The following is a 24,838-nucleotide window of genomic DNA, read 5'->3' on the forward strand; positions in this document are numbered from 1 at the left end:
ATCGAGGAGTAGTCATGGATCTGCCCATCAGCTTGCAAGACATCACGTATGCCGAGAACTATCTGGCGCAGGGCGACCTGACCACGGCGACGCCGCTGCTGGAGCGTCTGGTTGAGCTCGCCGAGGAGTATATCGACGCCGAGTGCAAGACGGAGGAGAACCGTCAGTACTTTAGCTTCGATAGCAAGTTTGAGCGTCTGGCCTACCGCCGCGTGGAAAAGGATCCGCGCGAGCTCGTGCAGGTCGAGGTGCCCTTTGATCGCCTGTATTCCGACATGGCGTTTGCCTACATTCGCCAGCAGGATTATGTGAGTGCTCGTAATGCCCTGATGCAGGCTGTGCGTTGGGACCCCATGAACTGCAACTATCGCCTGGATCTGGCCGAGCTGTTCCGCGCGCTCGAGGACAAGCAGGAGTGGGCTTCGCTTTCGTTTTCGGTGCTGGAGCGTGCGAGCGACGGTAAGTGTGCCGCCCGTGCTTATGCCAACCTGGGGCAGTACTTCTTGGAGCCCGAGACCGAGAATGTCTCGGCCGCCGTGGGTTGTGCGCGTTTGGCACTACGCTTAGCGCCTGGCGATGCGCATACGACGCGCCTGCTCAACAAGATTCATACTGCCTATCCCGATGCCGCCGAGGAGAGCGACGAGCACGTGATGGGTGAGCTCGCCCTGCAGGGCGTGCCGACCTCGCCTTCGGCCGAGATTGCCATTTGCCTGATCATGTGTGCGACCGATGCTGCGAGCGACGGCGACAAGCAGGAGGCGACGCGCCTGACGGTGCGTGCTCGCGACCTGGTGGGCGAGGAGGCCTGCGCAGCGATTATCAAACTGGTGCGCGAGAGCGACGCCGAGCTCAATGCTGAGCGCAAGGCAAAGCGCGACGCTGCGGGCAAGGGTTCCGATGGCGCCAAGGAGGCCGGCGATGCCCAGTAAGCGCGAGCGCAAGCTTATCTCCAAGAATCGCTCGGCACATCACGAGTATTTTATCGACGAGACGTTCGAATGCGGTATTGAACTGAGCGGCACCGAGGTCAAGTCGATTCGCGAGCGCGCCTGCCAGATCACTGACACCTTTGCGCTGATTCGTGGCGGCGAGTGCTGGCTGGTGGGCCTGCATATTCACCCTTACAGTCACGGCGGTGTGTGGAATCGTGATCCCGATCGCCGGCGCCGTCTGCTGCTGCATCGCAAGGAGATTGATTTTCTCGACGGCAAGCTGCGCAACCGCGGCTATGCGTTGGTGCCGTTGGAGCTCTACTTTAATACCGACGGCCGCGTAAAGCTGCTGCTGGGTCTAGGCCGTGGTAAGAAGCTCTACGACAAGCGCGAAGACATGGCCAAGCGCGACGTTCAGCGCGAGATCGACCGCGCCCTCAAGGAACGCAATCGCTAGGCGTTCTGTATAAGTTGCGGTGGAATACGGACTGTTTTGCCTGTTTGAGGGGCTATTCAGTCCTTATTTCACCGCAACTGCGGGCGTCTCATCTTGCTTATACTGTTTTGACACATATGTCTCAAAGGTGGTGTCCGTTGTGGGCGCCGCCTTTTTTGTGGGTACATACATCCATGAGGTTCCAACCCGCGTTAGGGGAGTGATTGTTATGGACAAAACTGCGTTCTTTACCATGCCGAGCGGTCTGTACGTGGTGAGCGCCGCGGCAGACGGGCTGCGCGCCGGCTGCGTCATCAACACTGCGGTGCAGGTGACGTCCATGCCGCCGCGCATTTCGGTTGCCGTGAACAAGGACAACGTCACCTCGGGCGTCATCGCTTCGGCCAAAGCGTTCGCGCTGACCGTGATCGATCAGACCGCCGATATGCTCTACATCGGTAACTTTGGGTTCCGCACCAGCAGCGATTATGACAAGTTTGCCAAATACGAGACCCGCGAGACGGCTCTGGGCATGCCCTATGTGCCCGAGCACGCGGCGGCCCTGTTTAGCTGCCATTTGATCGACACTGTGGATGTTGGCACGCATCTACTGTTTATCGGCGAGGTCGAGGATGCCGAGCGCTTGAGTGACGAGACGCCGCTCACCTACGATTACTACCATAAGGTCCTGAAGGGCAAGACGCCTCCGAAGGCGTCCTCGTATCAAGGTTAGAAATGTTTTAAAAATACTTGCATTATATTATTGAGAATCTATACTGATAAATGAAGTACATCACCAGTCGCGTTTGAGAGGAGAACATCATGGCTGAGGAGAAGAAGACGTATAAGTTCGTGTGCGTCGTTTGCGGTTACGAGGTTGAGGTCGATACGCCCGAGCTGCCCGAGGATTATGTGTGCCCGGTGTGTGGCGTCGGTCCCGATCAGTTTGAGCTCGTCGAGGAGTAGCTCGCAGACACACGGCTCGTATCAACGCATAGCTCTGTCCAAGGGCCTCGGTCGAATTCTCGGCCGGGGCCCTTTTCCTCCGTCCCCAAGGGATCACGGTTGCTGTTGGCCGATCCTGTCTGTTGTGAGTCCGGCCGACCTTTTGTCTTAATCTGTAACGTCTAACGGCTCAAAACGGGTCTTCCTGTTACAGATCGAGACAAACCAAAACCGTCCGGAAGAAGATCTCAATCTGTAACATCTAACGGTGGAAATTGGGTCCACTTGTTACAGATTGAGACAAACGGAGCTGTCCCTCGGAATGATCTCGATCTGTAACATCTAGACATCAAAAGCGGGTCTAGATGTTACAGATCGAGACGTTTGCCTGGGTAGGTGCCCCGTCCCATTACATCCCTGTCAACAACACGACATCGAGAATCGTCACGATGGCACCAATCCCTACGAGCAGCGCGTTGAGCGGGCGCGAATTGGCGTATTTGCCCATAACGCGGGGTGAACTGGTGAGCCGTATGAGCACAAAGACCGTAATCGGTAGCTGAAGCGACAGCAGTGCCTGACTCCAGATGAGACCTTCAAAAGGATTTGGGACGACCAGGCATGCCGTCACTGCGCCGACGAAACAGGCCGCCACCCCGATCGAGGAATGCCGGTCGTGGATGTCGTATTCCTCGTCGAACATGCCCGCGGTGATGGTGCCCGCCGCCATGCCCGCCGTCACGCTACTCGAGAGGCCCGCAAACAGCAGCGCCACGGCAAAGATGGTCGAGCTTGCCGGGCCCAGAATGGGGGAGAGCGTGGCCGCTGCGACGGCGAGGTCGTCTACGACCATGCCGTGCGCAAAGAAGGTCGTTGCGGCCAGGATGACCATGGCCGAGTTGATTGCCCAGCCCACGCCCATCGAAAAGAGCGTGTCGAAGAGCTCGTAGCGCAGACGTTCTTCGATAACCTGCTCGCCTTGGCCTTCGAAGTGCATGGATTGGATGACCTCGGAGTGCAGAAAAAGGTTGTGTGGCATAACGACCGCACCCAGGACACTCACGATAATCGCGGCAGAGCCAGTGGGCATACTGGGCGTGATCCAGCTTGCGGCGGCTTGCGGCCAGTCGACCTTGACTAGTGCAAGCTCGGCCAAAAACGAGAGTCCTACCACGCCTACGAAGGCGATGATCCAGCGTTCGGCATGCTTGTAGGAGTTCGTCATGAGCATCGCCATCGATACTGTCGCCACGATGACGCAGCCCGCGCGCACGGGCAGCCCAAAGAGCATTTGAAGGGCAATCGCGCCGCCCAGGACCTCGGCCATGGCGGTGGCGATGGTCGCGAGATAGGCGCTGGCGAGCACCGTGCGTCCAACGAAGCGGGGGAGGTAACGTGTCGTGGCCTCGGCAAGGCAGGCGCCCGTGGCGATACCCAGGTGCGCCGCGTTGTGCTGCAGCACAATGAGCATAATCGTGGACAGCGTGACGATCCACAGCAGCGCGTAGCCAAACTGCGAGCCCGCGGCCATATTGGAGGCCCAGTTGCCCGGGTCGATAAAGCCGACGGTCACGAGCAGCCCGGGGCCGATATGCCGCGCAATGTCTAGGCCTCCGTGACCACCGGTGCGCCGGGAGCCAAAGTGTTGTTTGAGATGGTTGAGCATGGTGCGCTCCTGCGTATGGGCGGCGTGACGTCGCATCTGGGTCGTGCGGCGCCACGCGTCGGATTTGGGTTGGGGCTACTTGTGCGCTTTGCCCTGATTGGCCACGGCGTCGATCTTGGCGGCGATGGTCGCCGGGTCGCCGATGTAGCGCTTGTCGAGGACATTGAAATCGGTATCGAAGGTGTAGACGAGCGGCACGCCGGTGGGGATGTTGACCTTGAGGATCTCCTCGGGCGTGAGGTGCTCGAGCTTCATGACGAGTGAGCGCAGGGAGTTGCCGTGTGCGGCGATGAGTACGCGCTTGCCGGCGAGCATCTGGGGGCGAATCTCATCCTCAAAATAAGGCCAGACGCGGGCTATCGTGTCCTTGAGGCACTCGGTATAGGGCAGCTGATCGGGCGCGACATCACGGTATTGCTCCTGGGTGTGGGGATCGCGCGCGTCGTCCGGCTCGAGTGCCGGCGGGCAGACATCGAAGGAGCGGCGCCAGATGAGCACCTGCTCGTCGCCGTGCTCCGCTGCGGCATCGGCCTTGTTGAGACCCTGCAACGCTCCGTAGTGGCGCTCGTTGAGCTTCCAGGATTTGATGACGGGCAACCACTCGCGATCCATTTGGCCGAGCACGATGTTGAGGGTGTGGATCGCGCGCTTGAGACGCGAAGTGTAGCAGACGTCAAAGTCGAAACCGGCTTCTTTGAGGGCGCGGCCGCCTGCCGCCGCCTCTTCGCGGCCCGTGTCAGTGAGCTCGACATCGGTCCAGCCGGTGAACAGGTTGAGCTTGTTCCACTCGGACTCTCCGTGACGGATAAGGACGAGTTGCATCGTCTGCTGGTCTGCTTGGTGCGCCATAGGGGCCTCCTTGATCTGGCGCGGTGTGCGTGCCGTTTGCTTGACGCCGCAAAGGATACCCGTTTTAAGCTTAAAAGTTAACCAAGACTAACAAAATTGTTGTATTTGAATGGGATGGTGAAAGGGGGCTGCCGAAATGTCTCGATCTGTAACAACTAGGGATGGAAATTGGGCCTAGGTGTTACAGATCGAGACAGGAAGAAATGGTCCTATGGAATGTCTCGATCTGTAACAGTTTGCCGCCAAAACCGGCCCTTCGTGTTACAGATTGAGATGTTTGAAGAGGTGAGTTTGCAGGCCGAACTTGGGGCCTATGTTGTCGCCCTTGAGGTCGGCGGTGCCCACTCGTAAGGTGTGCGTTACGCGATTGTTTCGAAACGGGCGGGAAACACAGCGGGGCGGCGATGCTCCTAGTATGCCTATTCAACTGACTGTCTTATATCTAGGGGAGGATCGCGATGCAGGCAGATTCCGCTCAGCAGCAGGGCCTTTATCGCCCCGAATTCGATCACGATGCATGCGGCATCGGCGCGCTTGCCGATATCAACGGTGAGCGCCATCACCAGATTCTGGACGACGCGCTGTCCATTCTGGTCAACTTGGAGCACCGCGGCGGCACGGGTCTCGAGAAGAACACCGGCGATGGCGCTGGCATCCTGTTCCAGGTTCCGCATCACTTTTTTCGTAAAGAGGCCCAAAAGTGCGGCCAGATTCTGCCGGCAGAGGGCGACTATGGCGTGGCCATGCTGTTCTTTCCGCAGGATGACAAGGGCGTAGAGGATGGCCGCCGCGTGTTTGAGGAGGGTTGCGCCGAGGCCGGCGTGCCGCTGCTCTTTTGGCGTGAGGTGCCCGTCGACCCGCACGACCTGGGCGAGACGGCCCGCGCCTGCATGCCTACTATCCTGCAGGCCTTCCTGGGCCGTCCCGACGATACACCGGCGGGTGACGCCTTTGAGCGCCGCCTGTACGTGTGCCGCCGCACCATCGAGAAGAAGGCCGACGCCGAGTTCGCCCTGCGCGACAAGATCTTCTACGTGTGCTCCATGAGCTCGCGTACCATCGTGTACAAGGGCATGCTGGTCGCCACGCAGATGCGCCGCTTCTTTATCGATCTCAACGACGCCGCCGTCAAGACGGCCGTGGCGCTCGTCCACTCGCGCTACTCCACCAACACCACGCCCAGCTGGGAGCGTGCGCACCCCAACCGCTTTATCATCCACAACGGCGAGATCAATACCCTTAAGGGCAACGTCAACTGGATTCGCGCCCGCGAGCCCAACCTGTACAGCCCCGTGCTGCAGCACGATCTTGAGCGCGTGATGCCCATCATCAACCGCGAGGGCTCCGATTCCGCGATTCTGGACAATGTGCTTGAGTTTTTGGTCATGAACGGCCGTCCGCTCACGCGTGCCGCGTCCATGTTGCTGCCCGAGCCGTGGGACCACAACGACAACCTGAGTGAGGAGCGCCGCGCCTACGACGCTTACCAGTCCATGCTCATGGAGCCGTGGGACGGTCCTGCCGCTATCGCCTTTACCGATGGCCGTACCCTGGGCGCCGCCCTCGACCGTAACGGCCTGCGTCCCGCCCGCTATTATGTGACGCGCGACGGTCGTTTTATGCTGGCAAGCGAGGTGGGCACCATCGAGGTGAGCCCCGAGAACATCCTGACGAGCGGCTGTCTGGGGCCGGGCCAGATGCTCGAGGTCGATTTTGCCCGCGGCCGCGTCATCTACAACGACGAGCTGCGCGCCCGTTACGCCAAGGAAAAGCCCTACCGTGATTGGATTGCCGAGGAGACGCTGGCCGTCGACGCGCTCGATGAGCCCGCCGCGCCCGCGCCCGCCGAGGACGCCGAGGTGCCCGCCGCCGTGCGCATGGCCAAGCTCGGCTACCACTGGGATGACGTCGACGAGGTCGTGCGTCCCATGGCCCAGCAGGGCAAGGCCCCGCTTGCCTCGATGGGTATCGACGCGCCGCTGGCCTGCCTGTCCAAAAAGACGCGCTCGTTCTTCGACTACTTCTATCAGCTGTTCGCTCAGGTCACGAACCCACCCATCGACGCCCTGCGCGAGCATATGGTCACCTCGACCACGCTCTACCTGGGCAACCACGGCAACTTGCTCGAGGACTCCCGTACGGCCTGCCAGCTGGTGCGCCTGGAGCGCCCGCTGCTCAACGAGGAGGAGTTCGACCGCATCTGCGCCATCGACCGCGTGGGCTTTAAGACCCGCCGCTTCCGTGCCGTCTACCGCCGCGATGCCGGCGAGGGCGCGCTGCAGGCTGGGCTCAAGCAGCTTGCCGAGGACGTCGAGGCTGCGGTCCGCGATGGCGTGAACATCGTGGTGCTGAGCGACCGTGCTGCGGCGGGCGAGGTCCCTGTGCCGTCACTGCTCGCCGTGGGATGCGTGCACAACCACCTGATCCGCGCCGGCGTGCGTACCTTTGCCGACATCGTGGTGGAGTGTGGCGACGCCGTGTCCCCGCACGACTTTGCGGCGCTGGTGGGCTACTCCGCGAGCGGCATCTATCCGTACAACGCACATGCGTGCATCCGCGATCTGGCGGCACGCGGCGACCTGGACGTGACGGCCGAGCAGGGCATCGCCAACTACAACAAGGCTGCGACCGCCGGCATCGTCTCCATCATGTCCAAGATGGGCATCTCCACAGTGCAGAGCTACCATTCGGCGCAGATCTTCGAGGCCGTGGGCTTTACGCCGGAGTTCGTCAACGCGTACTTCGCCGGCACGGTGAGCCGTGTGGGTGGTATGGGTGTCGAGGACGTTGAGCGCGAGCAAAACGAGCGCTACGACGCCGCGCTCGCCATCCTTAAGAGCCCGGCTCCCGATCAGCTGCCTACGCTGGGTCTGACCAAGTGGCGCCCGCTCGGCGGCGAGGAACACCTCATCGACCCCCAGACCGTCTACCTGCTGCAGACCGCCTGCCGTGAGGACAGCTACGACACCTTTAAGGAGTACAGCGCCCGTCTGCACCGTACCGGCCGTGCCGTGCGCCTGCGCGACTTGCTCGACTTTGATGCCAGCGGCCGCACCCCGGTGGCACTCGACGAGGTCGAGCCCGCGCTCAACATCGTCCGCCGCTTTAACACCGGCGCCATGTCGTACGGCTCCATCAGCAAAGAGGCGCACGAGTGCATGGCTATCGCTATGAACCGTCTGCATGGCCGTTCCAACTCAGGCGAGGGCGGCGAGGACCCGCGTCGCGAGACCCCGCTGGCCAACGGCGACTCCAAGAACTCCGCGATCAAGCAGGTGGCAAGTGCGCGCTTTGGCGTGACGAGCCGCTATCTGTGCAGCGCCTTTGAGATTCAGATTAAGATGGCCCAGGGCGCCAAGCCCGGCGAGGGCGGCCACCTGCCCGGCAAGAAGGTCTACCCTTGGATTGCCGAGGTCCGTCAGTCCACTCCCGGCATCGGCCTGATCTCGCCTCCGCCGCACCACGACATCTACTCCATCGAGGACCTGGCAGAGCTGATCTTTGACCTTAAGAACGCCAACCCCGGCGCGCGCGTGTCGGTCAAGCTGGTCAGTGAGGCGGGCGTCGGCACCATCGCCACCGGTGTGGCCAAGGGTGCTGCCGACAAGATCTTGATCAGCGGTCACAATGGCGGCTCGGGTGCCGCTGCGCGCGACTCTATCTGGCATGCGGGTCTGCCGCTGGAGCTTGGCCTTGCCGAGGCCCAGCAGACGCTGCTGCAAAACGGCCTGCGCTCGCGCGTGGTGCTCGAGGCCGACGGCAAGCTCATGGACGGCACCGACGTTGCCGTCGCCTGCTTGCTGGGCGCCGAGGAGTTTGGCTTTGCGACCATGCCGCTCATCTCGATGGGCTGCCTTATGCAGCGCGACTGCCAGCAGGATACCTGCCCCGCCGGCATCGCGACGCAAAACTGTCGCCTGCGTCGCGGCTTCCGCGGCAAGCCCGAGCATGTCGAGCACTTTATGCTCTTTGTTGCCGAGCAGCTGCGCGAGGTCATGGCACGCCTGGGCTTCCGCACCATCGACGAGATGGTCGGCCATCCCGAGTGCCTGCGCCAGATTGAGGTGCCGGGCAACCGCAAGGCCAACCTGCTCGATCTGTCGCCCGTGCTGGCGAGCGCGACCTGTGAGTTTGGTGCCCACATCCCGGGTGCCGACGGCCGTCACTTCCTGCCCCAGATGGCTGCGGACAGCGAGCTCGGCAAGACGCTCGACTCTACGCTGTTTGTCCCCTATACGGCCGATGCCCGTGCGCACCTGCGTCCGATTCGTTTCCATGCCGACATCGCCAACGTCAACCGTTGCGTTGGCACCATCTTGGGCAATGCGGTGACCAAGGCACATCCCGAGGGCCTGCCCGCCGGCTCCATCACCATCGATTGCGATGGCTCGGCCGGTCAGAGCTTTGGCGCCTTCCTGCCGCGCGGCGTGACGCTCAACGTGTGCGGCGACGCCAACGACTACTTTGGTAAGGGCCTTTCGGGCGGCGAGGTCTCCGTGCGCCCCAACCCGCGTGCAACCTACAAGTTCGACGAGAACATCATCGTGGGCAACGTTGCGTTCTTTGGCGCCACGAGCGGCCGCGGCTTCATTAACGGCCTGGCTGGTCAGCGCTTTGGCGTGCGCAACTCCGGCGCCACCGTGGTGGTCGAGGGCTGCGGCAACCACGGCTGCGAGTACATGACGGGTGGCCTGGCGCTTATCTTGGGCGAAGTCGGTCAGAACTTCGCCGCCGGCATGACGGGCGGCGTGGCCTATGTTTATGACCAGTACGGCACGCTCGATGCCCGCGTGAACCGCGAGAGCGTTGAGCTCAAGGCCCCGACGGCCGACGAGCTGGCACAGATTCGCGCGCTCATCCAGGAGCACGTGGACGCAACGCAGAGCCCACGCGGCATCAAGCTGCTCTACAGCTTTGAGACGATGAGCAAGCACTTTGTGAAGGTCATTCCGACCGAGTACGAGCGCGTGCTGGCGATTGTCGCTGGGGCCGAGGCCGTGGGCAAGACACATGCGCAGGCAGAGGAGCTGGCGTTTGACATTGTGACCGGTCGTGCGAGTGCCGCGGATGTCGCTCGCTTCGATGTGGCGGGTGGTGCTGCGGGTGCTGCGCCCACCGCCTCCAGCTCTGTTGCTTCGACCAAGAAGGAGGCGTAAGTGCCATGGGTAAGCCCGGTGCTTTTCTTGATATCGATCGCGTGACCCATGAGCTGCGCCCCGTGGAGGAGCGCAGCCGCGATTTCGATCCGCTGTACGTGGAGCTCGACGACGACGCGCGCCGTGCCCAGGCGAGCCGCTGCATGATGTGCGGTGTGGCGTTTTGCCAGATGGGCGCGAGCTTTGGCAAGGCACGTCCGAGCGGCTGTCCGCTGCACAACCTGATTCCCGAGTGGAACGAGCTGGTGTACCGCGGCCGTTGGGACGAGGCTGCCGAGCGTCTGTCGCTCACCTCGCCCATGCCCGAGTTCACGAGTCGCGTGTGCCCGGCGCTGTGCGAGGCCGCGTGCAACCTGGGCTCGGTCGATGGCCAGCCCACGACGATCCATGACAACGAGCGCGCGATTAGCGACCATGAGTGGGCCAACGGCGGTCCGCACCGCTTTGAGCCGGTAGGGGAGGGTGCACCCACGGTTGCCGTGGTGGGCTCCGGTCCCGCTGGTCTGGTGGCTGCATGGGAGCTTGCGCGTCGCGGCGCCCGCGTGACGGTGTTTGAGCGCGACGACCGCCCGGGCGGTCTGCTCATGTACGGCATTCCCAACATGAAGCTCGAGAAGTCTGTGGTCGAGCGTCGCGTGGCGCTCATGCGCGAGCTGGGTATTGTGTTCGAGCTGGGCGCCGACGTGAGCGATCCCAAGGTTACCGCCAGGCTCGACGACTTTGACGCCGTCGTGGTGGCTGCCGGCGCCCGTGCTCCGCGTGGGCTTTCGGCTGCGAACATTGATGCCCCGGGCGTGGTGTATGCCGTGGACTATCTGACGGCTTCGACCGTCTCGGTGCTCGATAGCGGCGAGCCCGCCATCGACGCACGCGGCCTGGACGTCGTGGTCATTGGCGGTGGCGATACCGGCAACGACTGCGTGGGTACCGCGGTGCGTCAGGGCGCGCGCAGCGTGCGCCAGTTTGAGTTCTTGCCGGCTGCGCCCGATAAGCGCGCGGCAGGCAACCCCTGGCCGCAGTGGCCCAACGTTAAGAAGACCGATTACGGCCAGCAGGAGGCTATCGCTGCGATGGGCGGCGAGATGCGTGCCTGGGCCGTGGATACACTCGAGGTGCTGCTGGACAAGAAGGGCGCGGCCGCGGGCCTGCGCGTGGTCGATCTGGACTGGTCGGCGGGAAAGCCCGAGCGCATCGCGGGCTCCGAGCACGAGGTGCCGGCGCAGCTGGTGCTCATCGCCTGCGGCTTTACGGGTCCGGAGCACGGCGTGTTCGATGCGGTGAGCGTGCCTGTTGCCACCGCTGGTCGTCCGCTGCCGGTGATGGCTGCTGAGGGCTCGCATCTCGCGGCTCGCACGGAGGGTGTCGCCGCGGATGCCGCGCCGGTGTATGTGGCGGGTGATGCCCGCAACGGCAGCTCGCTCGTGGTGAGCGCCATGGCCGATGCCCTGGCCTGCGCTGCCGAAGTCGCCGACGCGTTGGCGCTGTAAGGTAATCACGGAGTTATTCAACAATCGAATCGGCAAGGGCTGTCCCTAACTGCCGGCACAAAAGGAACGTCCCCAAGTGCCGGCAGTTAGGGACGTTCCTTTTCTGTCGGCATTCGGGGACACTCCTTGCGGATTTGCGAGCAGTTTGCTCGTTTGTCGACGTACGGATGTTCATTTGTCGATTTCTTGGGCTGTGGTCACCTGTTGTTTCTGTGGTGGTTGCGGGCATCTGGCTCAAAAGGGTTGGTTGGCTGTCTATGTCTACCTGCGATTTTGTTGCGGTGCGCATTTTCGGTCAAGCTTTTCGTCAAGTGTTTGGTCAGCATCTTGTTTGCAGCCGGAGGCCTATTTTGCCCGTGCTGGTCGTGGCTGCCCATCCTCCTCGTAAGCTCAAATTGAGGTCCATCAGTTTGAGGAGGATGCCATGATTGACCACGCTTTTGACCGAGCAGAGCTGGCTGAAGCCGTCGGCAACGATATTGCCGACATGGCCCATTTTTGGATGCTGCGGAAGTTTCAGTTTTTGGAGCCGGCGCGCGAACAGTTCGAGATCATTGTTGACCCGTGGCTCAGCTATTGCACCGAGCCTTCGCAAAACGAAATCATGGCCTACAACATGGCATTTACCGATTGGCTGCTCTTCGAGCGCCCCTATCGCCATGGCAAGACGCTGCTCGAGCTGTATGTTGACGAGCCGCCGGCATCGCTTTCGCCTGCCTCGCTCAAGCGGCTCGAGCAGGTACGCGACACGCAGTATTTCTCGCGCTTTGGCATTTTGGACAAGGATCCTGCGAACGGCATGGTTGCGCTGAAGGATACGCGCACCGACCGTCGCTTTGATGTCTACGACCCGCATATCGTGCAAAAGGAGCATTGGAGCGACGGCGCGATTGCGGTGCGCCTCGCCTGCGTCGACGATGTCTGGCTGGCGGCGGGACAGCTCTATCTGTATGACATCGCGCGCCTGAGTGACACGGCGGTCGATGGACTGGGCGCGGTGCATCCCGAGGATCTGCAGAACGGCTTCGGCACCTCGTGCATCAGCTTCTTTTTGCGCCTGGTCCGCGACATCATGGGCGCCCAGGGGCGGTACGTAAAGTCGCTCAATATCTACGAGCAGGAGTGGGAGTAGGGGGTGTGACTGGTGTCGCCTTACTGCCCTGACTTTGTCTCAATCTGTAACGTTTGGCGGCTGTTTGGGCCCGTAACTGTTACAGATCGAGACATTTCCCTGATGTTGCCGGGGTGGGGCTCAACGTATTCCGTCCCCCACATCTCCTCTTCCCTCCGTTAACCGATGCGTCTGCAGTAATCCAGCGGGACTAGGTGATAATGGACAAATGTTCATGTTAATCGTGAGGGAGGAGCTCGATATGGCGTCTGCCGATCGTCCCACGTTGTTTATCAATGCGACCGTCTTGGATGGTTCGGAACATATGGAGCCGCAGCCCGACATGGCCGTGACTGTTGAGCGCGGCGTCATCACCTGGATGGGGCCGAGTGCTGTGGCGCAGGCGCCCGCGGGTGCCAAGGTTATCGACCTGGGTGGTGCGTATCTCATGCCCGGTCTCATCAATATGCATGTGCATCTGTGCGGTTCGGGCAAGCCGGTTTCGGCGGGCGATGCGGGCGCGCTGATGAAGAAGCTCGATAATCCCGTGGGGCGCGCCATCGTCCGCCGCATCCTCAAGGGCAGTGCCCAGCAGCAGCTGGCAAGCGGCGTGACCACGGTGCGCGGCGCGGGTGACCCGTTGTTTGCCGACATTGCCGTGCGCGACGCTATCGACGCCGGCAAGTATCAGGGGCCGCGCCTGGTAGCGCCGGGAACGGGCGTCACGGTGCCGGGCGGCCATGGCGCGGGATTGTTCGCCCAGGTGGCAAACAGCCCCGTCGAGGCAGCCGAGCAGGTGTGCGACCTGTATGCGCGCGGTGCCGACGTCATCAAGCTGTTCGTGACGGGCGGCGTGTTCGATGCGACCGAGGTGGGCGAGCCGGGCGTGCTGCGCATGCCAGTCGAGGTTGCCGCGGCGGCGTGCAAGGCTGCCCACGACACGGGGCTGCCGGTTATGGCCCATGTCGAGAGCACCGAGGGCGTAAAGGCCGCTCTTGAGGCCGGCGTCGATACGATCGAGCACGGCGCTCCGCTGACGCCCGAGATCCTGGAACTGTACCGCGGCGCCGCGGGCACACAGCTCGAGGGGCGTGCGCCGAGTGTGACCTGCACTATCAGCCCGGCGCTGCCGTTTGTATTGCTCGACCCGGAAAAGACCCATTCGACCGATACGCAAAAGAAGAACGGCGACATCGTGTGCTCGGGCATCATCGAGAGCGCCCGTGCCGCACTGGAAGCTGGCGTTAAGGTGGGCCTTGGCACGGACTCGAGCTGCCCGTTCGTGACGCAGTACGACATGTGGCGTGAGGTGGCCTATTTTGCCAAGTATGTCGGCGTGAGCAACGCCTTCGCGCTGCATACGGCTACGCAAGTCAACGCCGAGCTGTTGGGGCTGGGCGGCGAGACCGGCACAATCGAGTGCGGCAAAGCCGCCGATATCCTGGTGACGCGCAAGAACCCGCTCGATGACCTGTGCGCACTGCGTGAGCCGACGCACGTGATGTGTCGCGGCGATCTGGTGCGCAAGCTCAAGGTGAAGCGCATCCTCGAGGTGGATGCCGAGCTCGACGCGATTATGGCCATGCCAGCCGAAGCGCTTGTCGAGGAGCTGGCCCGCGACGGTGTGGCGTAGATGAGACAAAGGGACAGCTCCGTTGCCGCATACAAAAAGCCGAGGTCTCAACACGAGGCCTCGGCTTTTTTATCGAACAAATATTTAAGATTTGGGACAAACAAACCTGATTAATTTGTCCCGCGTGCGGGCGCTAGGAGCGCGTCTCCATCTTGGCGTGGCACTTGGTGCAGGTGACGCGGATCTTGCCCTTGCCCTTGGGGACGGAGAGCATCTGGCCGCAGTTGGGGCACTTGAGGTATGCCGTAGTCTTGCGACCCTTCCACATCTTCTTGGCCGTGCGCTTGGCACGCTCAAAGTCTTCCTTACTGGTGCCGGCTGCGCGTGAGGTGCTAGCCGCTGCAGCGCCGCCGCCCAAGCTGGCGACGAACTTGCCCAAGCCGGGAACATTGGCGGTCGTGGCGACAAAGGCCTCATTCTCCTTGCGACGTGCATCGATATTTTTGGACAGGCCGCGCAGCACGCCAATCACGATTACGGCGATGGCGATCCAGCTGAGCCACTGGATACGAGCCATCGAACCGATCATGGCGATGATAATGCCTGCGAAGCCCATCACGATGGTGAGTTCGTCAGCGCCATTGCGGCCCTTCATAAAGTCATTCATGCAAATTGCCTTTCATTCGATATGCCGCACGCCTTTATACCCGATTTAGAGCAAGGGGACAGGTTAATCTGCACCAATGTGGTGCAAACGTACCTGTCCCCAATGCCCCAATTACTTGGAGAGCTTGTCGACGACGCGTTCGATCTCGGCGAGCTTGGCGGCTTTGAGGTCTTCGTCGCCCGATTCGATTGCCGAAGTCACGCAGCCCTCGATATGCGCCTTGAGCACGTCGGCGTTAATGCGCGCGAGGAGCGCCTGTGTAGCCATGAGCTGTGTGGAAATATCGACGCAATAGCGGTCCTCATCGACCATCCGCAAGATGCCGTCGATCTGGCCGCGTGCCGTCTTGAGCATGCGGGTCACCGATTTGTGGTCTGCCATCATGGCGGGTCCTCGTTTCTGGTCGATGGGGTCGAATGCTTCTGGTAGCTGCTACGCGGCGGTCACGGACAGGGCGTGGAACTTCTCGCCGGCGCCCTCGACGGCGGCAGCGAGCTGCTCAGCGGTCACGGTGTCGGCGCACTCCACCTGGACGGTCTGGGTCTCGTGATCGGCGTCGGCGTCGGTCACGCCGGCCACGTTGAGCAACGCCGTCTCGACAGTGGCGTCGCAGTGGCCGCACATAAGGCCGGAAGTCTTAATTGTGAAACGCATGGATATTCCTCTCTGTTGTGTCGGCTTTCCCAGGCACCCGACCTTGACCTTCAAACCGTCGCTCGCGTACCAAAGTACGCGTCGCTCCTCTTTCAGGTCAATCTCGGGCACCTGGAAAACCCGTTCTAAATGGACTTAATGGTGAGCCTATTTTGCCACTTTGGATCTAAAAGTTCGCAGGCGCAGCGCATTGCTTACGACGCACACGCTCGACAGGCTCATGGCCGCGGCGCCGAACATCGGCGAGAGCTGCCAACCGGTGAGGGGGAAGAACACGCCCGCCGCCAGCGGAATGCCGATGCCGTTGTAGAACAGCGCCCAGAACAGGTCCTGCTTGATGTTGCGGATTGTGGCACGTGACAGCTCGATGGCACGGGCGATGTCCATGAGATCGCTGCGCATGAGTACCACGTCGGCGCCCTCCTTGGCGATGTCGGCGCCGGTGCCGATAGCAAGGCCCACGTCGGCGCGCGCCAGGGCGGGGGAGTCGTTGATGCCGTCGCCCACCATGGCGACCTTGCTGCCCGCATCCTGCAGTTCGCGCACGTGGCGCTCCTTGTCGGCGGGGAGGACGTCGGCGATGACCTGTTCGCTGCTCAGCCCCACGCGGCGGGCGATGGCCTCGGCCGTCACGCGGTTGTCGCCGGTGAGCATGCGCACGTCGACGCCGAGCTTGCGGAGCGCGGCGATGGCCTCGGCACTCGTTTCTTTGACCTCGTCAGCCACGGCGATGGTGCCGACAAGCTCGCCGTTCTTGGCAAAGAACAGCGGCGTCTTGCCTTCGGCGGCATATTGCTCGGCAAGACCCGCGGGCACGGTAACGCCCAACTCGTCCATCAGGCGCACGTTGCCGGCTGCGATGACATTCTGCCCCTCGCGTGCCGTAACGCCTCGTCCGGGCACGGCGGCAAAGTCCTCGACCATGCGCGCGACAATTCCGCGCGCTTCGCACTCGGCCATAATCGCCTCGGCCAGCGGGTGCTCGCTCGAGCGCTCCAGCGCGGCGGCCAGCTTGAGCAGCGCCTTTTCGCTCATGGCGGGCGAGCCGTCAGCGCGCGTGGCTACCACGATATCGGTCACGGCAGGCTTGCCGCGGGTGACCGTGCCCGTCTTATCGAGCACCACGGTGCCCACGTTGCGCAGAGTCTCCAGCGCCTCGGCGCTCTTGAACAGAATGCCCATCTCGGCGCCCTTGCCGGTGCCGACCATAATGGCGACGGGTGTGGCCAGGCCCAGCGCGCACGGGCAGCTGATCACCAGCACGGCGACGGCGGAGGTAAGCGCTTCGTTGATGCTTCCGGTCAGTACCATCCACGCCACAAAAGTTACGGCAGAGATTGCAAACACCACGGGCACGAACACGCCGGCGACCTTGTCGGCCATGCGGGCGATGGGCGCCTTGGTGGCGTTGGCGTCCTCGACGAGCTGGATAATCTTGGCGAGCGACGTGTCGGCGCCCACACGCGTGGCGCGGAAGGTAAACGAGCCCGTGCGGTTGACCGTGGCCGCGTTTACAGTGTCGTCGACGGTCTTCTCCACGGGGATGGACTCGCCGGTCAGCGCACTTTCGTCCACGGCCGAGCTGCCTTCGAGCACCACGCCATCGACGGGGATGGACTCTCCGGGGCGTACGCGCAGGACCTGGCCGGGAAGGATACTGTCGACGTCGACGGTGGTTTCGGTGCCGTCGTCGGCAACGACGGTCGCAGTCTTGGGTGCCAAGTCGATGAGCGCCTCGATAGCGCCGCCGGTTTTGGACTTGCTGCGCGTCTCGAGGTATTTGCCCACGGTGACGAGCGACAGGATCGTGCCCGCACTCTCAAAATACAGGTTGTCCATGCCCGTCATCATGGCCTCGTGGATTTGCCCGGCGGCCAGCTGGTCGGCCATGATAAACATGGCGTAGAGCGACCAGGCGACGGAAGTGGTGGCGCCCACGGCAATAAGGGCGTCCATGGTGGGCGCGCCGTGCGCGAGCGATTTAAACCCGTTGATAAAGTATGCGTCGTTGACGTAGACGATGGGGATGAGCAGGACGAGCTCGGTGAGCGCGAGCGTCATGCTGTGGGCGTGGTCGGTGAAGACGCCGGGTAGCGGCCAACCGAGCATGTGCCCCATGCCTATGTAGAACAGTGGGATGAGGAATACGATCGAGACGATGAGGCGGGTGCGCATAGCAGAGGCGGCGGCCTCCAACTTTTTGGTGGGCGACTCCATATGGGCGGCGCCAGACCTGGCTTGCGCGCCGCCGTTTGAGCCAGCGGCGCCGGTGCCTACATCGACGGGCGAGGCCGAGTAGCCCGCGCGGTCGACGGCGGTGCAGATATCGTCGGGGGAGACCTGCGCGGGGTCGTAGTCCACCAGCATAGAGCCGGCGAGCAGATTGACCGCGACGCTTTGGACGCCGTCGAGCTTGCTCACGGCGCGGTCCACGTGCGCCTGGCAGGCGGCGCACGTCATGCCACCCACGTCGAACTTATCTTGAGCCATGGCTTCTCCTTTCTGTGACGTAGTGTCGGAAATGTTAACCATCCGATACTATACACCCATACCCCCTGGGGGTGTCCAGTACAGAAATAATATATGAGATTTCGTTACAGATTGAGATGATTGGTTGGCCGATGGACCGTCCCAACCAATCATCTCAATCTGTAACATCTAGCAGGGAAAATGACCTCTAACTGTTACAGATCGAGACAATTGCCGGGGAGGGGTCCCGTCACGGCAAGACGCCCGCTCCCTAGATGCAGAATCCGGGGATCACGCAAGTCCGCTTCTTGGGGCTGTCCGCAGGCGTTGCGTACGTAAAGACGTCGCCGTCGTGCCCCACGCGGTTCATATAGAGCGTGCCTTCGCTCTCCGATGTGTCGGGGCTTACCGTGCGCTCCCACCAACAGGTGTCCTTGCCCTTCCACTGGCGGACCATCGTCTCGTTCGTGGAATACGGGCTTACCTTGAGCTCGCGGAAGAGCTGATACTCCTTGCCCTCGCCGTTGTAGATGTCTGCCAGGTAGTGATAGTCCTCGGTAAACGAATCGGGCGGTTGCGTACCGCACAGCTCGACCATGGCGGGCAGCCAAAGGGTTGCGGGCAACTCGCTCAGGCACGATGCGCTGTTGGCGGTGCCCACATTGTTCGAGACCTTCTTGACCCCTTTAATGAGTGCGCGCAACTCGTTGGGCAGCAGCTTAAGGCCGTCGCCGTTGAGCCATTCCCGCAGCTCGCAATCTGCCCAGCCGGCGCTCGGCGGTTCAGCCGCAGCGTTGCGCTCGGCAATACCCGCATCGAACATAAACGTTAGTCCGGCCTTGCCCGTCCCGTCCAGAAGCTCATCGTGGCGGATGCCCACAAGCTGCGCGCCAACCTGCAGCCCGTTGGTGAGCGTGACACGCTTGGTACACGGATAGGGGATATGCCCATCGGCATCGAGCAGATGATAGCGCTTGGCAATCTCGCGTGCCTCGCTACGGGCCTCGGCGGCCTTAATCTTGAGCGAAATCTCCTGCAGCTGATCCCAGGTGTAGTCGTCAAGTGAACCGCGGATGCCGTCAAGGTAGTCGGGGATGCCAAAGCCATGGGTTGCCGCCCCGATAACGCTGAGCCCCGCAACGGCTGCGATAGCGCCGCCGATAATAAAGCGGCGGCGGGTCATGGCATCGTGACGGGCCTGATTCAGGATCTCTCGTGCGCGCTCGCCGGCGACGTCGACCTTAAGGTGCGTGCCAGAATCGATATCAATCGCGGCCTCGTCTCCTGTGCCTTCGCGGCCCTCGGATTCGGCATCGGTGAGGTATGCCGAGAGCACCTCGAGCATCTGCTGCTCGGTGGGACGATCGCACTGCTCGACTGAGAGACCCTTCATGATGATTTGGACGAGCGCTTCATCGCCCTCGCAGCGCGGCTCGAGCGGTGCCGGCTTGGTCTTGGTCTTTACGAGATAGAACGAGCCGGTTGCAGCGGCGTCCGTCGACTCAAAGTCAAACGGTTTGCGACCGCTGTAGAGCTGGTACAGAATGCTCGAAAGCGCATAGACGTCGATTGCCGGCGAACGGCGAAGGGCCGCGATGCCTTCGATATCCTGCGTGAGCATCTCGGGCGCGGCGTATGCGGGCGTGGCAAAGCGCCAGATGTCGGCGCGCCGGGTGATCGTGTCGTCGCCGAGAGCCATGGTCGCGGAGCCCATGTCGATGAGGCAGGGGTCAAAGGAGCAATCGGCAATCTGCTGCTCGAGCGTTCGGCTGGTGGTGCGGAACATGATATTGGCAGGCGAAAGGTCGCGATGGACGACCGGATTCACGAGGCCTTGGGTCATCAAGAGCGCACGAAGCACGGCGTTTCCGACGGCGGCGACCATCTGGGTGGTCAGCCCGCCCGAGGCGTCGTGCGGAAGCAGGGGCAGCGCCTGCTTGAGTGAGGTGCCCTCGACCCACTCCATGAGGATGAGCGGGTCATCCTCGCACGATCCGTAGCCATAGACGCGCGGAAATCCGCGCAGGTGCGAGACGGTACACAGATGACGGTACTCCTCAAACAGCGCAGCGGTGTTGGCCAGGTGCGCGGCCGATTGCTCGGCGGAGCGGTCGGGGGCTTGGCCAGAGAGAATGACGTTGTCCTTGAGCAGCTTGACGGCAAAGACCTCGCCGCTCGTGTTGGTCGCGCGCAGCACGTGCCCGATGTTGCCGTTGTTGCGGTGGGCCGTCTGGAGAATAAGTGTCATAAACCGGCGTTTGACGTCGTCCTCGGCGCTGGGGTCGACCGCCACGGCGGTATCGAACGTATCGAGACGGACGAGTTTGTCGCCATAGGCGCTATCGGTAGTATCCATGGCGTTCCTTTGTCTGGCATGGGTTGCCGCACGTATACGCGAGCAGTGCGGATATCGGTAAAGTACCATGATAGTCGCACTGCCCACGTATACCGCTGAGCATTGTCGTTTACGACGCAGAAGGCAGAAGACGCAAGACGGACGGCGACCGTCTTCCGATCGCTGTCCGTGCTAGTCCACAATGACAAGGAATGTCGTGTAGAGACCCAGATGGAGCCTGTCGCTGTTGGCGATTTCCACGGGGGGATAGACTTTGCCGGGCTCGCGTTGGTCGCGCGGCGGCTCAATCACAATATCGCCGTCGCCCGCGCCCGATTCGAGCACTGTGCCGTTGGTCGATCCAAGGCCCTGGGCGTACCAGTGCTCACCCTCGAGCCAAATGCGAAGATGCTCGCGCGAGGCGTCGGCGCCTACATCGGTGATGCTGGGCGAGGTTTTGGGCAAAGAACCAATCACGGTGCCGCGCGGATCGCGTGTGAGGGGATGGATTTGCATGTCGGCGCAGTTATCGGCATGGGTTCTGAGCAGACCGAGGTTGGGAGCGACGGCGTGCGGCTGCTCCAGGCTGCTCATAAAGCCACGTCCGACGGTAGTTTCGGTGGTGCCAAAGTGCCCGCCCGTCTTGCTGTCGCAAAAGCGCTCGACGGTGGCCACGCCCTGAACGGGATCGGCGAGCGCCCCCGTTGCCACAAAGAGCATCAAGAAGAGCGTGCTTTTTTCGCGCACGGCATTGCCGTCAAAGTTGTCGATGCGATTGAGGGCATTTGCATATAGGCGGCTGTCCAGCTTGTAGCTGGCGAGAGCCGACATCATTTCGTCGGCGGCCGGACCGCGATAGTGCTCGGCGATTGCCCGATAGGCGGACTCGCCGCCGCCGAGCTTGCTGCAGATTGCCGCGGAAAGGTTGAGCGTGGTGACGGTAAAGTCGCTGTAGATGGCGGGCGCGCACTGGTCAGGCTTGCGATGGACGATGTAACGGGTGAGATACGAGCGGTTGGAAGAGCATTTCTCGAGCAGGGTGCTGCCGAGATAAGAGTTTCCATTGATGAGCATTCGGGCGATCTCGAGATGTTTAAGACCGCCGAACGAGCGAATATCGTTATAGAGGACCGAGCAAGGCGTCTCTGCTGCCACGGATACCTCCTTTGATTGCTTCCTAGCCAATATGGCGATAGGAATTAATGGCCCCGGTGGGCGACGTATTAAATGGCTGCGCAATATATAGCGTAACCAAAGCAACATTATAGGCCACATGTTCGAAATTGCAGGAAGACTGAGGGATTTGGTTTGGACTGGACGGAAATCCCCCTCTGTCTTGATCTGTAACATTTGGACCCGATTTTGCCCTGCATCTGTTACAGATTGAGATAATCGGCCGGGCCCACCTCGTCCGCCTCGTCATCTGTGGTTTACGTGGGGGCATACGGAGTGCGGGTATACTAACCGGCGGCGAATCTGCTCCATCGCTTAGAGCTGCTGCGTCTGGACGGCGCGTGATAGGGCTGCCAAAGCGATCGCCAGCGTGCTGAGCAACGTCCTCTCTGTGCGCACCCGTTTTTGTATGTATTAGCGCACTACCAAGCACGCCAGCGCGGCCGCATGCCGTGCCCATAGCGCGTGCAGATAAGGAACAACAACATATGCGTAATTCTGTATCCGACGTCACCGACGCCGAGATTCTGGACGAGACCCGCGAGGCCATGACCCAGGCTGCCTTCGATGCCGCCGACGAGGCAAATGCTGCCCAGGCCGTCGAGTCCGCTACCGAGAGCCTGCCCGCCTTTGACGAGCTGGGGCTTTCCGACGAGATGCTTCGTGCTATCGAGAGCCTGGGCTACACGGCGCCGACGCCCGTGCAGGCCGGCTCGATCCCCGTGGTGCTCGAGGGCCGCGACCTGCTTGCCGCCGCCCAGACCGGCACCGGCAAGACGGCCGCCTTTTTGCTGCCGACCATGAACAATCTGGAGCACATCGCTCCGCCCAAGCCCGTGCGTGAGCGCGGCGGCCGCAACCGTCGTCGCGGCGCCAAGAAGCCCGAGGGCAACGGCCGTGGCCCCGTGATGCTCGTCATCACCCCCACGCGCGAGCTCGCCCAGCAGATCGACGAGGTCGCGAGCAAGATCGCCGACGTCACCGGCCATGTCGCCGTGACCGTCGTGGGTGGCGTGAGCTACAAGCCGCAGACCGCGGCACTCAAGTACGGCTGCGATATCCTGGTCGCCACGCCGGGCCGTCTGGTCGACCTGATCGAGCAGGGCGCCTGCCACCTGAACGAGGTCAAGGTGCTGGTGCTCGACGAGGCCGATCGCATGCTCGACATGGGCTTTTTGCCCGCCGTCCGCCGTATTGTGCGCGAGACGCCGGCCGAGCGCCAGACGCTGCTGTTCTCGGCGACGCTCGACGAGGAGGCCGTGGGCGAGATCACCGACCTTGTGAGCGACCCGGCCCGCGTGGAGATCGCACCCGCCACGTCGACCGCCGACACCGTCGACCAGTTTGTGTTCCCGGTGTCCATCGAGGCCAAGAATAACCTGTTGCCCGAGTTTCTCAAGAAGGAGGGCCCGGAGCGCACCATTGTCTTTATGCGCACCAAGCATCGCGCCGACAGCTGCTGCCGTCGTCTGGAGCGTAAGGGCATCAAGGCCGCCGCGATTCACGGCAACCGCAGCCAGGCCCAGCGCGAGCGCGCGCTTTCTGCCTTCCGCGACGGCACCGTCGACGTGCTGGTGGCAACCGATGTTCTCGCCCGCGGCATCGACATTAGCGACGTGCGCTACGTCGTGAACTTTGACGTGCCGGCCGAGCCGACCGACTACATCCACCGTATTGGCCGTACGGGCCGTGCCGGCGAGCTGGGCTGGGCCATTACGTTTGTGACCGAGCAGGACGTCGACGAGTTCTACGAGATCGAGAAGCTCATGGACAAGACCGCCGACATCTACGAGGCCGGCGACCTGCACGTGGGTCCCAACCCGCCCGCGGTTGATCCCGAGCGCGACCCTGCGGCCTTTAAGGTGAAGAAGAAGACCAAGCGCGGCAAGTCCAAGAGCAAGAAGAAGCTTGAGCAGGCGCGTCGCGACGGCAAGCGCAACGGCGACGATTACGGCGATGTTGCCGGTCGTTCCAACCGCGGTCGCGACGAGCGCCGCGGCGACGGCGAGCGTCCGAGCCGTCCCAAGCGCGGCGGCAAGACCCGCGTGCGCGAGGGCGTTCAGGCTCGCGTGGACGAGGCTGTTGAGAGCGTGGCTCGCGAGGTAGCTGCCGAGGAGCGCGGCGGTGCTGGTGCCGCTGAGCAGCCTGCGCGCGGCAACCGTGCCGAGCGTCGTGCCAAGCAGTTCCAGGGCGAGGCACACCGCCGTCGTCGTGAGGACGAGGACCGTGGCGGCCGTCGTCGTGTCGAGCGCGAGGACGAGGGCCGCGGTTCGCGCGGTGGCAAGCGCGGTGCGGGCGACCGCCGTCGTTCCGGTCGTGATGACGAGCGCGGTGGCCGTGATGAGCGTCGCGGCGGCGAGGGTCGCGGTGAGCGAGGTGCCCGTGGCGGTGAGTCCCGTGGCGGCAAGCGCTTTGAAGAGCGCGGTAGCCGCGGCGGCGAGCGTCGCGAGGGTGCTCGCGGCAATGGCGGCCGCGGCGGCGCTGGTCGTTCTAACGAGTCGCGCGATCGTCGTGACCCGCGTGCCAGCCGTGATCGTCGCGATGACTGGCGCAACTACGACGATACCCGCGAAGAGCGTCGCGGCGGCTATCGTGGTGGTCGTGGCGGCAACCAGGCCGGCTCCCGTGGCGGCCGTGCCGGCGGTCGCGATAACCGTGGCAGCTACGGCAACAGCCGTGGCGGCAAGCGCGGTGGCAGCTCCCGTCGCCCCGGCGACGGCGGCGGCAAGCGCAAGTAAGATGCGCATCGCGCGCTAGCGTGAGACAAGCTAAGGGCCCGAGCAAATAACGCTCGGGCCCTTTTGTTTGCCGTGTCCATCGCTAATTCAAACGTGATGTTCTCGGGAATGCATCTGGGGGATGCTGAGGACCTATTTTCCGCCATGCAGCAATGGGTCCTATGGGGTGCGCCGTGCATTTTTTGGAGTATTCTGCAGTTCGAGTTGTCTGCATATGATTCGACGTCGCCAACGGTGGCCTTCGGATATCCCTAGCGAGCGTTCCGAGTCAGATTTCGCCGTTTTCCGGAGCAGGGGCGCGTCATTCTCGCCATGTCGGGACTTAGAATGATACGGCGCCCTACAGTTTTGCCCACCCGCGGCGGTGCTGGCGCGGTCACGTTGCAGAATACTCCGTTTTTTGCACGGGCCAGGATGGGGTACCTCAGGAGAACGCGGCGGTATCCAGTAAATATATGCAATCTGTACCGGGAATTATGCAAACCGAAAAGGCGGGCAGTATGGGTTGGTGTATCGGGCTGCCTAGCGCACCAAAACGGGGAGCTCCCCATTACAGTCTGAAGTGGGCCACCGATAAATTTCGATGGCGAGCATTCGGCGCATTGCCTACGATACGGGCAAGCCCCGAGGGGCCGCCGATCGGG

The 24,838-nt window shown here is 62.4% G+C and carries 17 protein-coding genes; 9 read left to right on the forward strand and 8 right to left on the reverse strand.

What is annotated here, in order from left to right:
- Positions 1-14 precede the first annotated feature (14 nt).
- The 4 genes from AQ996_RS05890 to AQ996_RS05905 all read left to right on the forward strand — a co-directional run bounded on the left by AQ996_RS05890 (position 15) and on the right by AQ996_RS05905 (position 2,337).
- A complete protein-coding gene (locus tag AQ996_RS05890; RefSeq protein ID WP_055251875.1) occupies positions 15-932 on the forward strand; it encodes a tetratricopeptide repeat protein in 918 nt (305 codons plus the stop codon).
- Positions 922-1,392 (forward strand): SsrA-binding protein SmpB, encoded by a 471-nt coding sequence (gene smpB / locus AQ996_RS05895; RefSeq protein WP_006235325.1) that lies wholly within the window; start codon positions 922-924, stop codon positions 1,390-1,392. Before AQ996_RS05890 ends, smpB begins: the two co-directional genes overlap by 11 nt.
- A 208-nt stretch (positions 1,393-1,600) precedes the next feature.
- Positions 1,601-2,104 carry a flavin reductase family protein gene (locus AQ996_RS05900; RefSeq protein ID WP_055251877.1) on the forward strand — a complete coding sequence of 168 codons (504 nt, stop codon included), beginning with the start codon at positions 1,601-1,603 and terminating at the stop codon, positions 2,102-2,104.
- 89 nt (positions 2,105-2,193) lie between these two features.
- A complete protein-coding gene (locus AQ996_RS05905) occupies positions 2,194-2,337 on the forward strand; it encodes a rubredoxin-like domain-containing protein (RefSeq protein ID WP_055251878.1) in 144 nt (47 codons plus the stop codon).
- A 388-nt stretch (positions 2,338-2,725) separates the two neighbouring features.
- Here AQ996_RS05905 and AQ996_RS05910 read toward each other — a convergent pair whose 3' ends face one another.
- Together AQ996_RS05910 and gpmA are read right to left on the reverse strand one after the other, a co-directional pair.
- Positions 2,726-3,982 carry an Nramp family divalent metal transporter gene (locus AQ996_RS05910; RefSeq protein WP_055251880.1) on the reverse strand — a complete coding sequence of 419 codons (1,257 nt, stop codon included), beginning with the start codon at positions 3,980-3,982 and terminating at the stop codon, positions 2,726-2,728.
- Between the two features lie 75 nt (positions 3,983-4,057).
- Positions 4,058-4,831: a 2,3-diphosphoglycerate-dependent phosphoglycerate mutase gene (gene gpmA / locus AQ996_RS05915; protein WP_055251882.1), complete on the reverse strand. Its 774-nt coding sequence runs from the start codon at positions 4,829-4,831 to the stop codon at positions 4,058-4,060.
- 458 nt (positions 4,832-5,289) lie between these two features.
- Between gpmA and gltB the strand changes: the two genes are divergently transcribed.
- From gltB to AQ996_RS05935, 4 genes are all read left to right on the forward strand, one after another.
- Positions 5,290-9,987, forward strand: a complete 4,698-nt coding sequence (gene gltB / locus AQ996_RS05920) for a glutamate synthase large subunit (protein WP_055251883.1) — start codon at positions 5,290-5,292, stop codon at positions 9,985-9,987.
- A 5-nt stretch (positions 9,988-9,992) separates the two neighbouring features.
- On the forward strand, positions 9,993-11,474 hold the full coding sequence (locus tag AQ996_RS05925; RefSeq protein ID WP_055251885.1) for a glutamate synthase subunit beta: 1,482 nt from the start codon (positions 9,993-9,995) through the stop codon (positions 11,472-11,474).
- A 424-nt stretch (positions 11,475-11,898) separates the two neighbouring features.
- Positions 11,899-12,606: a hypothetical protein gene (locus AQ996_RS05930; RefSeq protein WP_055251887.1), complete on the forward strand. Its 708-nt coding sequence runs from the start codon at positions 11,899-11,901 to the stop codon at positions 12,604-12,606.
- Positions 12,607-12,847: 241 nt separating this feature from the next.
- A complete protein-coding gene (locus AQ996_RS05935; RefSeq protein WP_055251889.1) occupies positions 12,848-14,218 on the forward strand; it encodes an amidohydrolase family protein in 1,371 nt (456 codons plus the stop codon).
- A 133-nt stretch (positions 14,219-14,351) separates the two neighbouring features.
- On the opposite strand, the gene AQ996_RS05940 is transcribed toward AQ996_RS05935, so the two are convergent.
- The 6 genes from AQ996_RS05940 to AQ996_RS05965 all read right to left on the reverse strand — a co-directional run bounded on the left by AQ996_RS05940 (position 14,352) and on the right by AQ996_RS05965 (position 21,438).
- On the reverse strand, positions 14,352-14,825 hold the full coding sequence (locus AQ996_RS05940) for a hypothetical protein (protein WP_055251891.1): 474 nt from the start codon (positions 14,823-14,825) through the stop codon (positions 14,352-14,354).
- Between the two features lie 111 nt (positions 14,826-14,936).
- A complete protein-coding gene (locus tag AQ996_RS05945) occupies positions 14,937-15,206 on the reverse strand; it encodes a metal-sensing transcriptional repressor (protein WP_229066831.1) in 270 nt (89 codons plus the stop codon).
- A 51-nt stretch (positions 15,207-15,257) separates the two neighbouring features.
- The gene (locus tag AQ996_RS05950) at positions 15,258-15,479 is read right to left on the reverse strand and encodes a heavy-metal-associated domain-containing protein (RefSeq protein WP_055251893.1); all 222 of its coding nucleotides are present in this window, start codon (positions 15,477-15,479) and stop codon (positions 15,258-15,260) included.
- Between the two features lie 147 nt (positions 15,480-15,626).
- Positions 15,627-17,969 (reverse strand): heavy metal translocating P-type ATPase, encoded by a 2,343-nt coding sequence (locus tag AQ996_RS05955; RefSeq protein WP_055251895.1) that lies wholly within the window; start codon positions 17,967-17,969, stop codon positions 15,627-15,629.
- A 250-nt stretch (positions 17,970-18,219) separates the two neighbouring features.
- Positions 18,220-20,304 (reverse strand): protein kinase domain-containing protein, encoded by a 2,085-nt coding sequence (locus AQ996_RS05960; protein ID WP_055251896.1) that lies wholly within the window; start codon positions 20,302-20,304, stop codon positions 18,220-18,222.
- Positions 20,305-20,475: 171 nt separating this feature from the next.
- Positions 20,476-21,438 (reverse strand): FHA domain-containing protein, encoded by a 963-nt coding sequence (locus tag AQ996_RS05965; protein ID WP_055251898.1) that lies wholly within the window; start codon positions 21,436-21,438, stop codon positions 20,476-20,478.
- Between the two features lie 506 nt (positions 21,439-21,944).
- Between AQ996_RS05965 and AQ996_RS10195 the strand changes: the two genes are divergently transcribed.
- Entirely contained in the window at positions 21,945-24,194 is a 2,250-nt protein-coding gene (locus AQ996_RS10195; RefSeq protein WP_055251900.1) for a DEAD/DEAH box helicase, read from the forward strand.
- Positions 24,195-24,838 lie beyond the last annotated feature (644 nt).

This window comes from Collinsella aerofaciens (assembly GCF_001404695.1).
Lineage (GTDB): Bacteria > Actinomycetota > Coriobacteriia > Coriobacteriales > Coriobacteriaceae > Collinsella > Collinsella aerofaciens_E.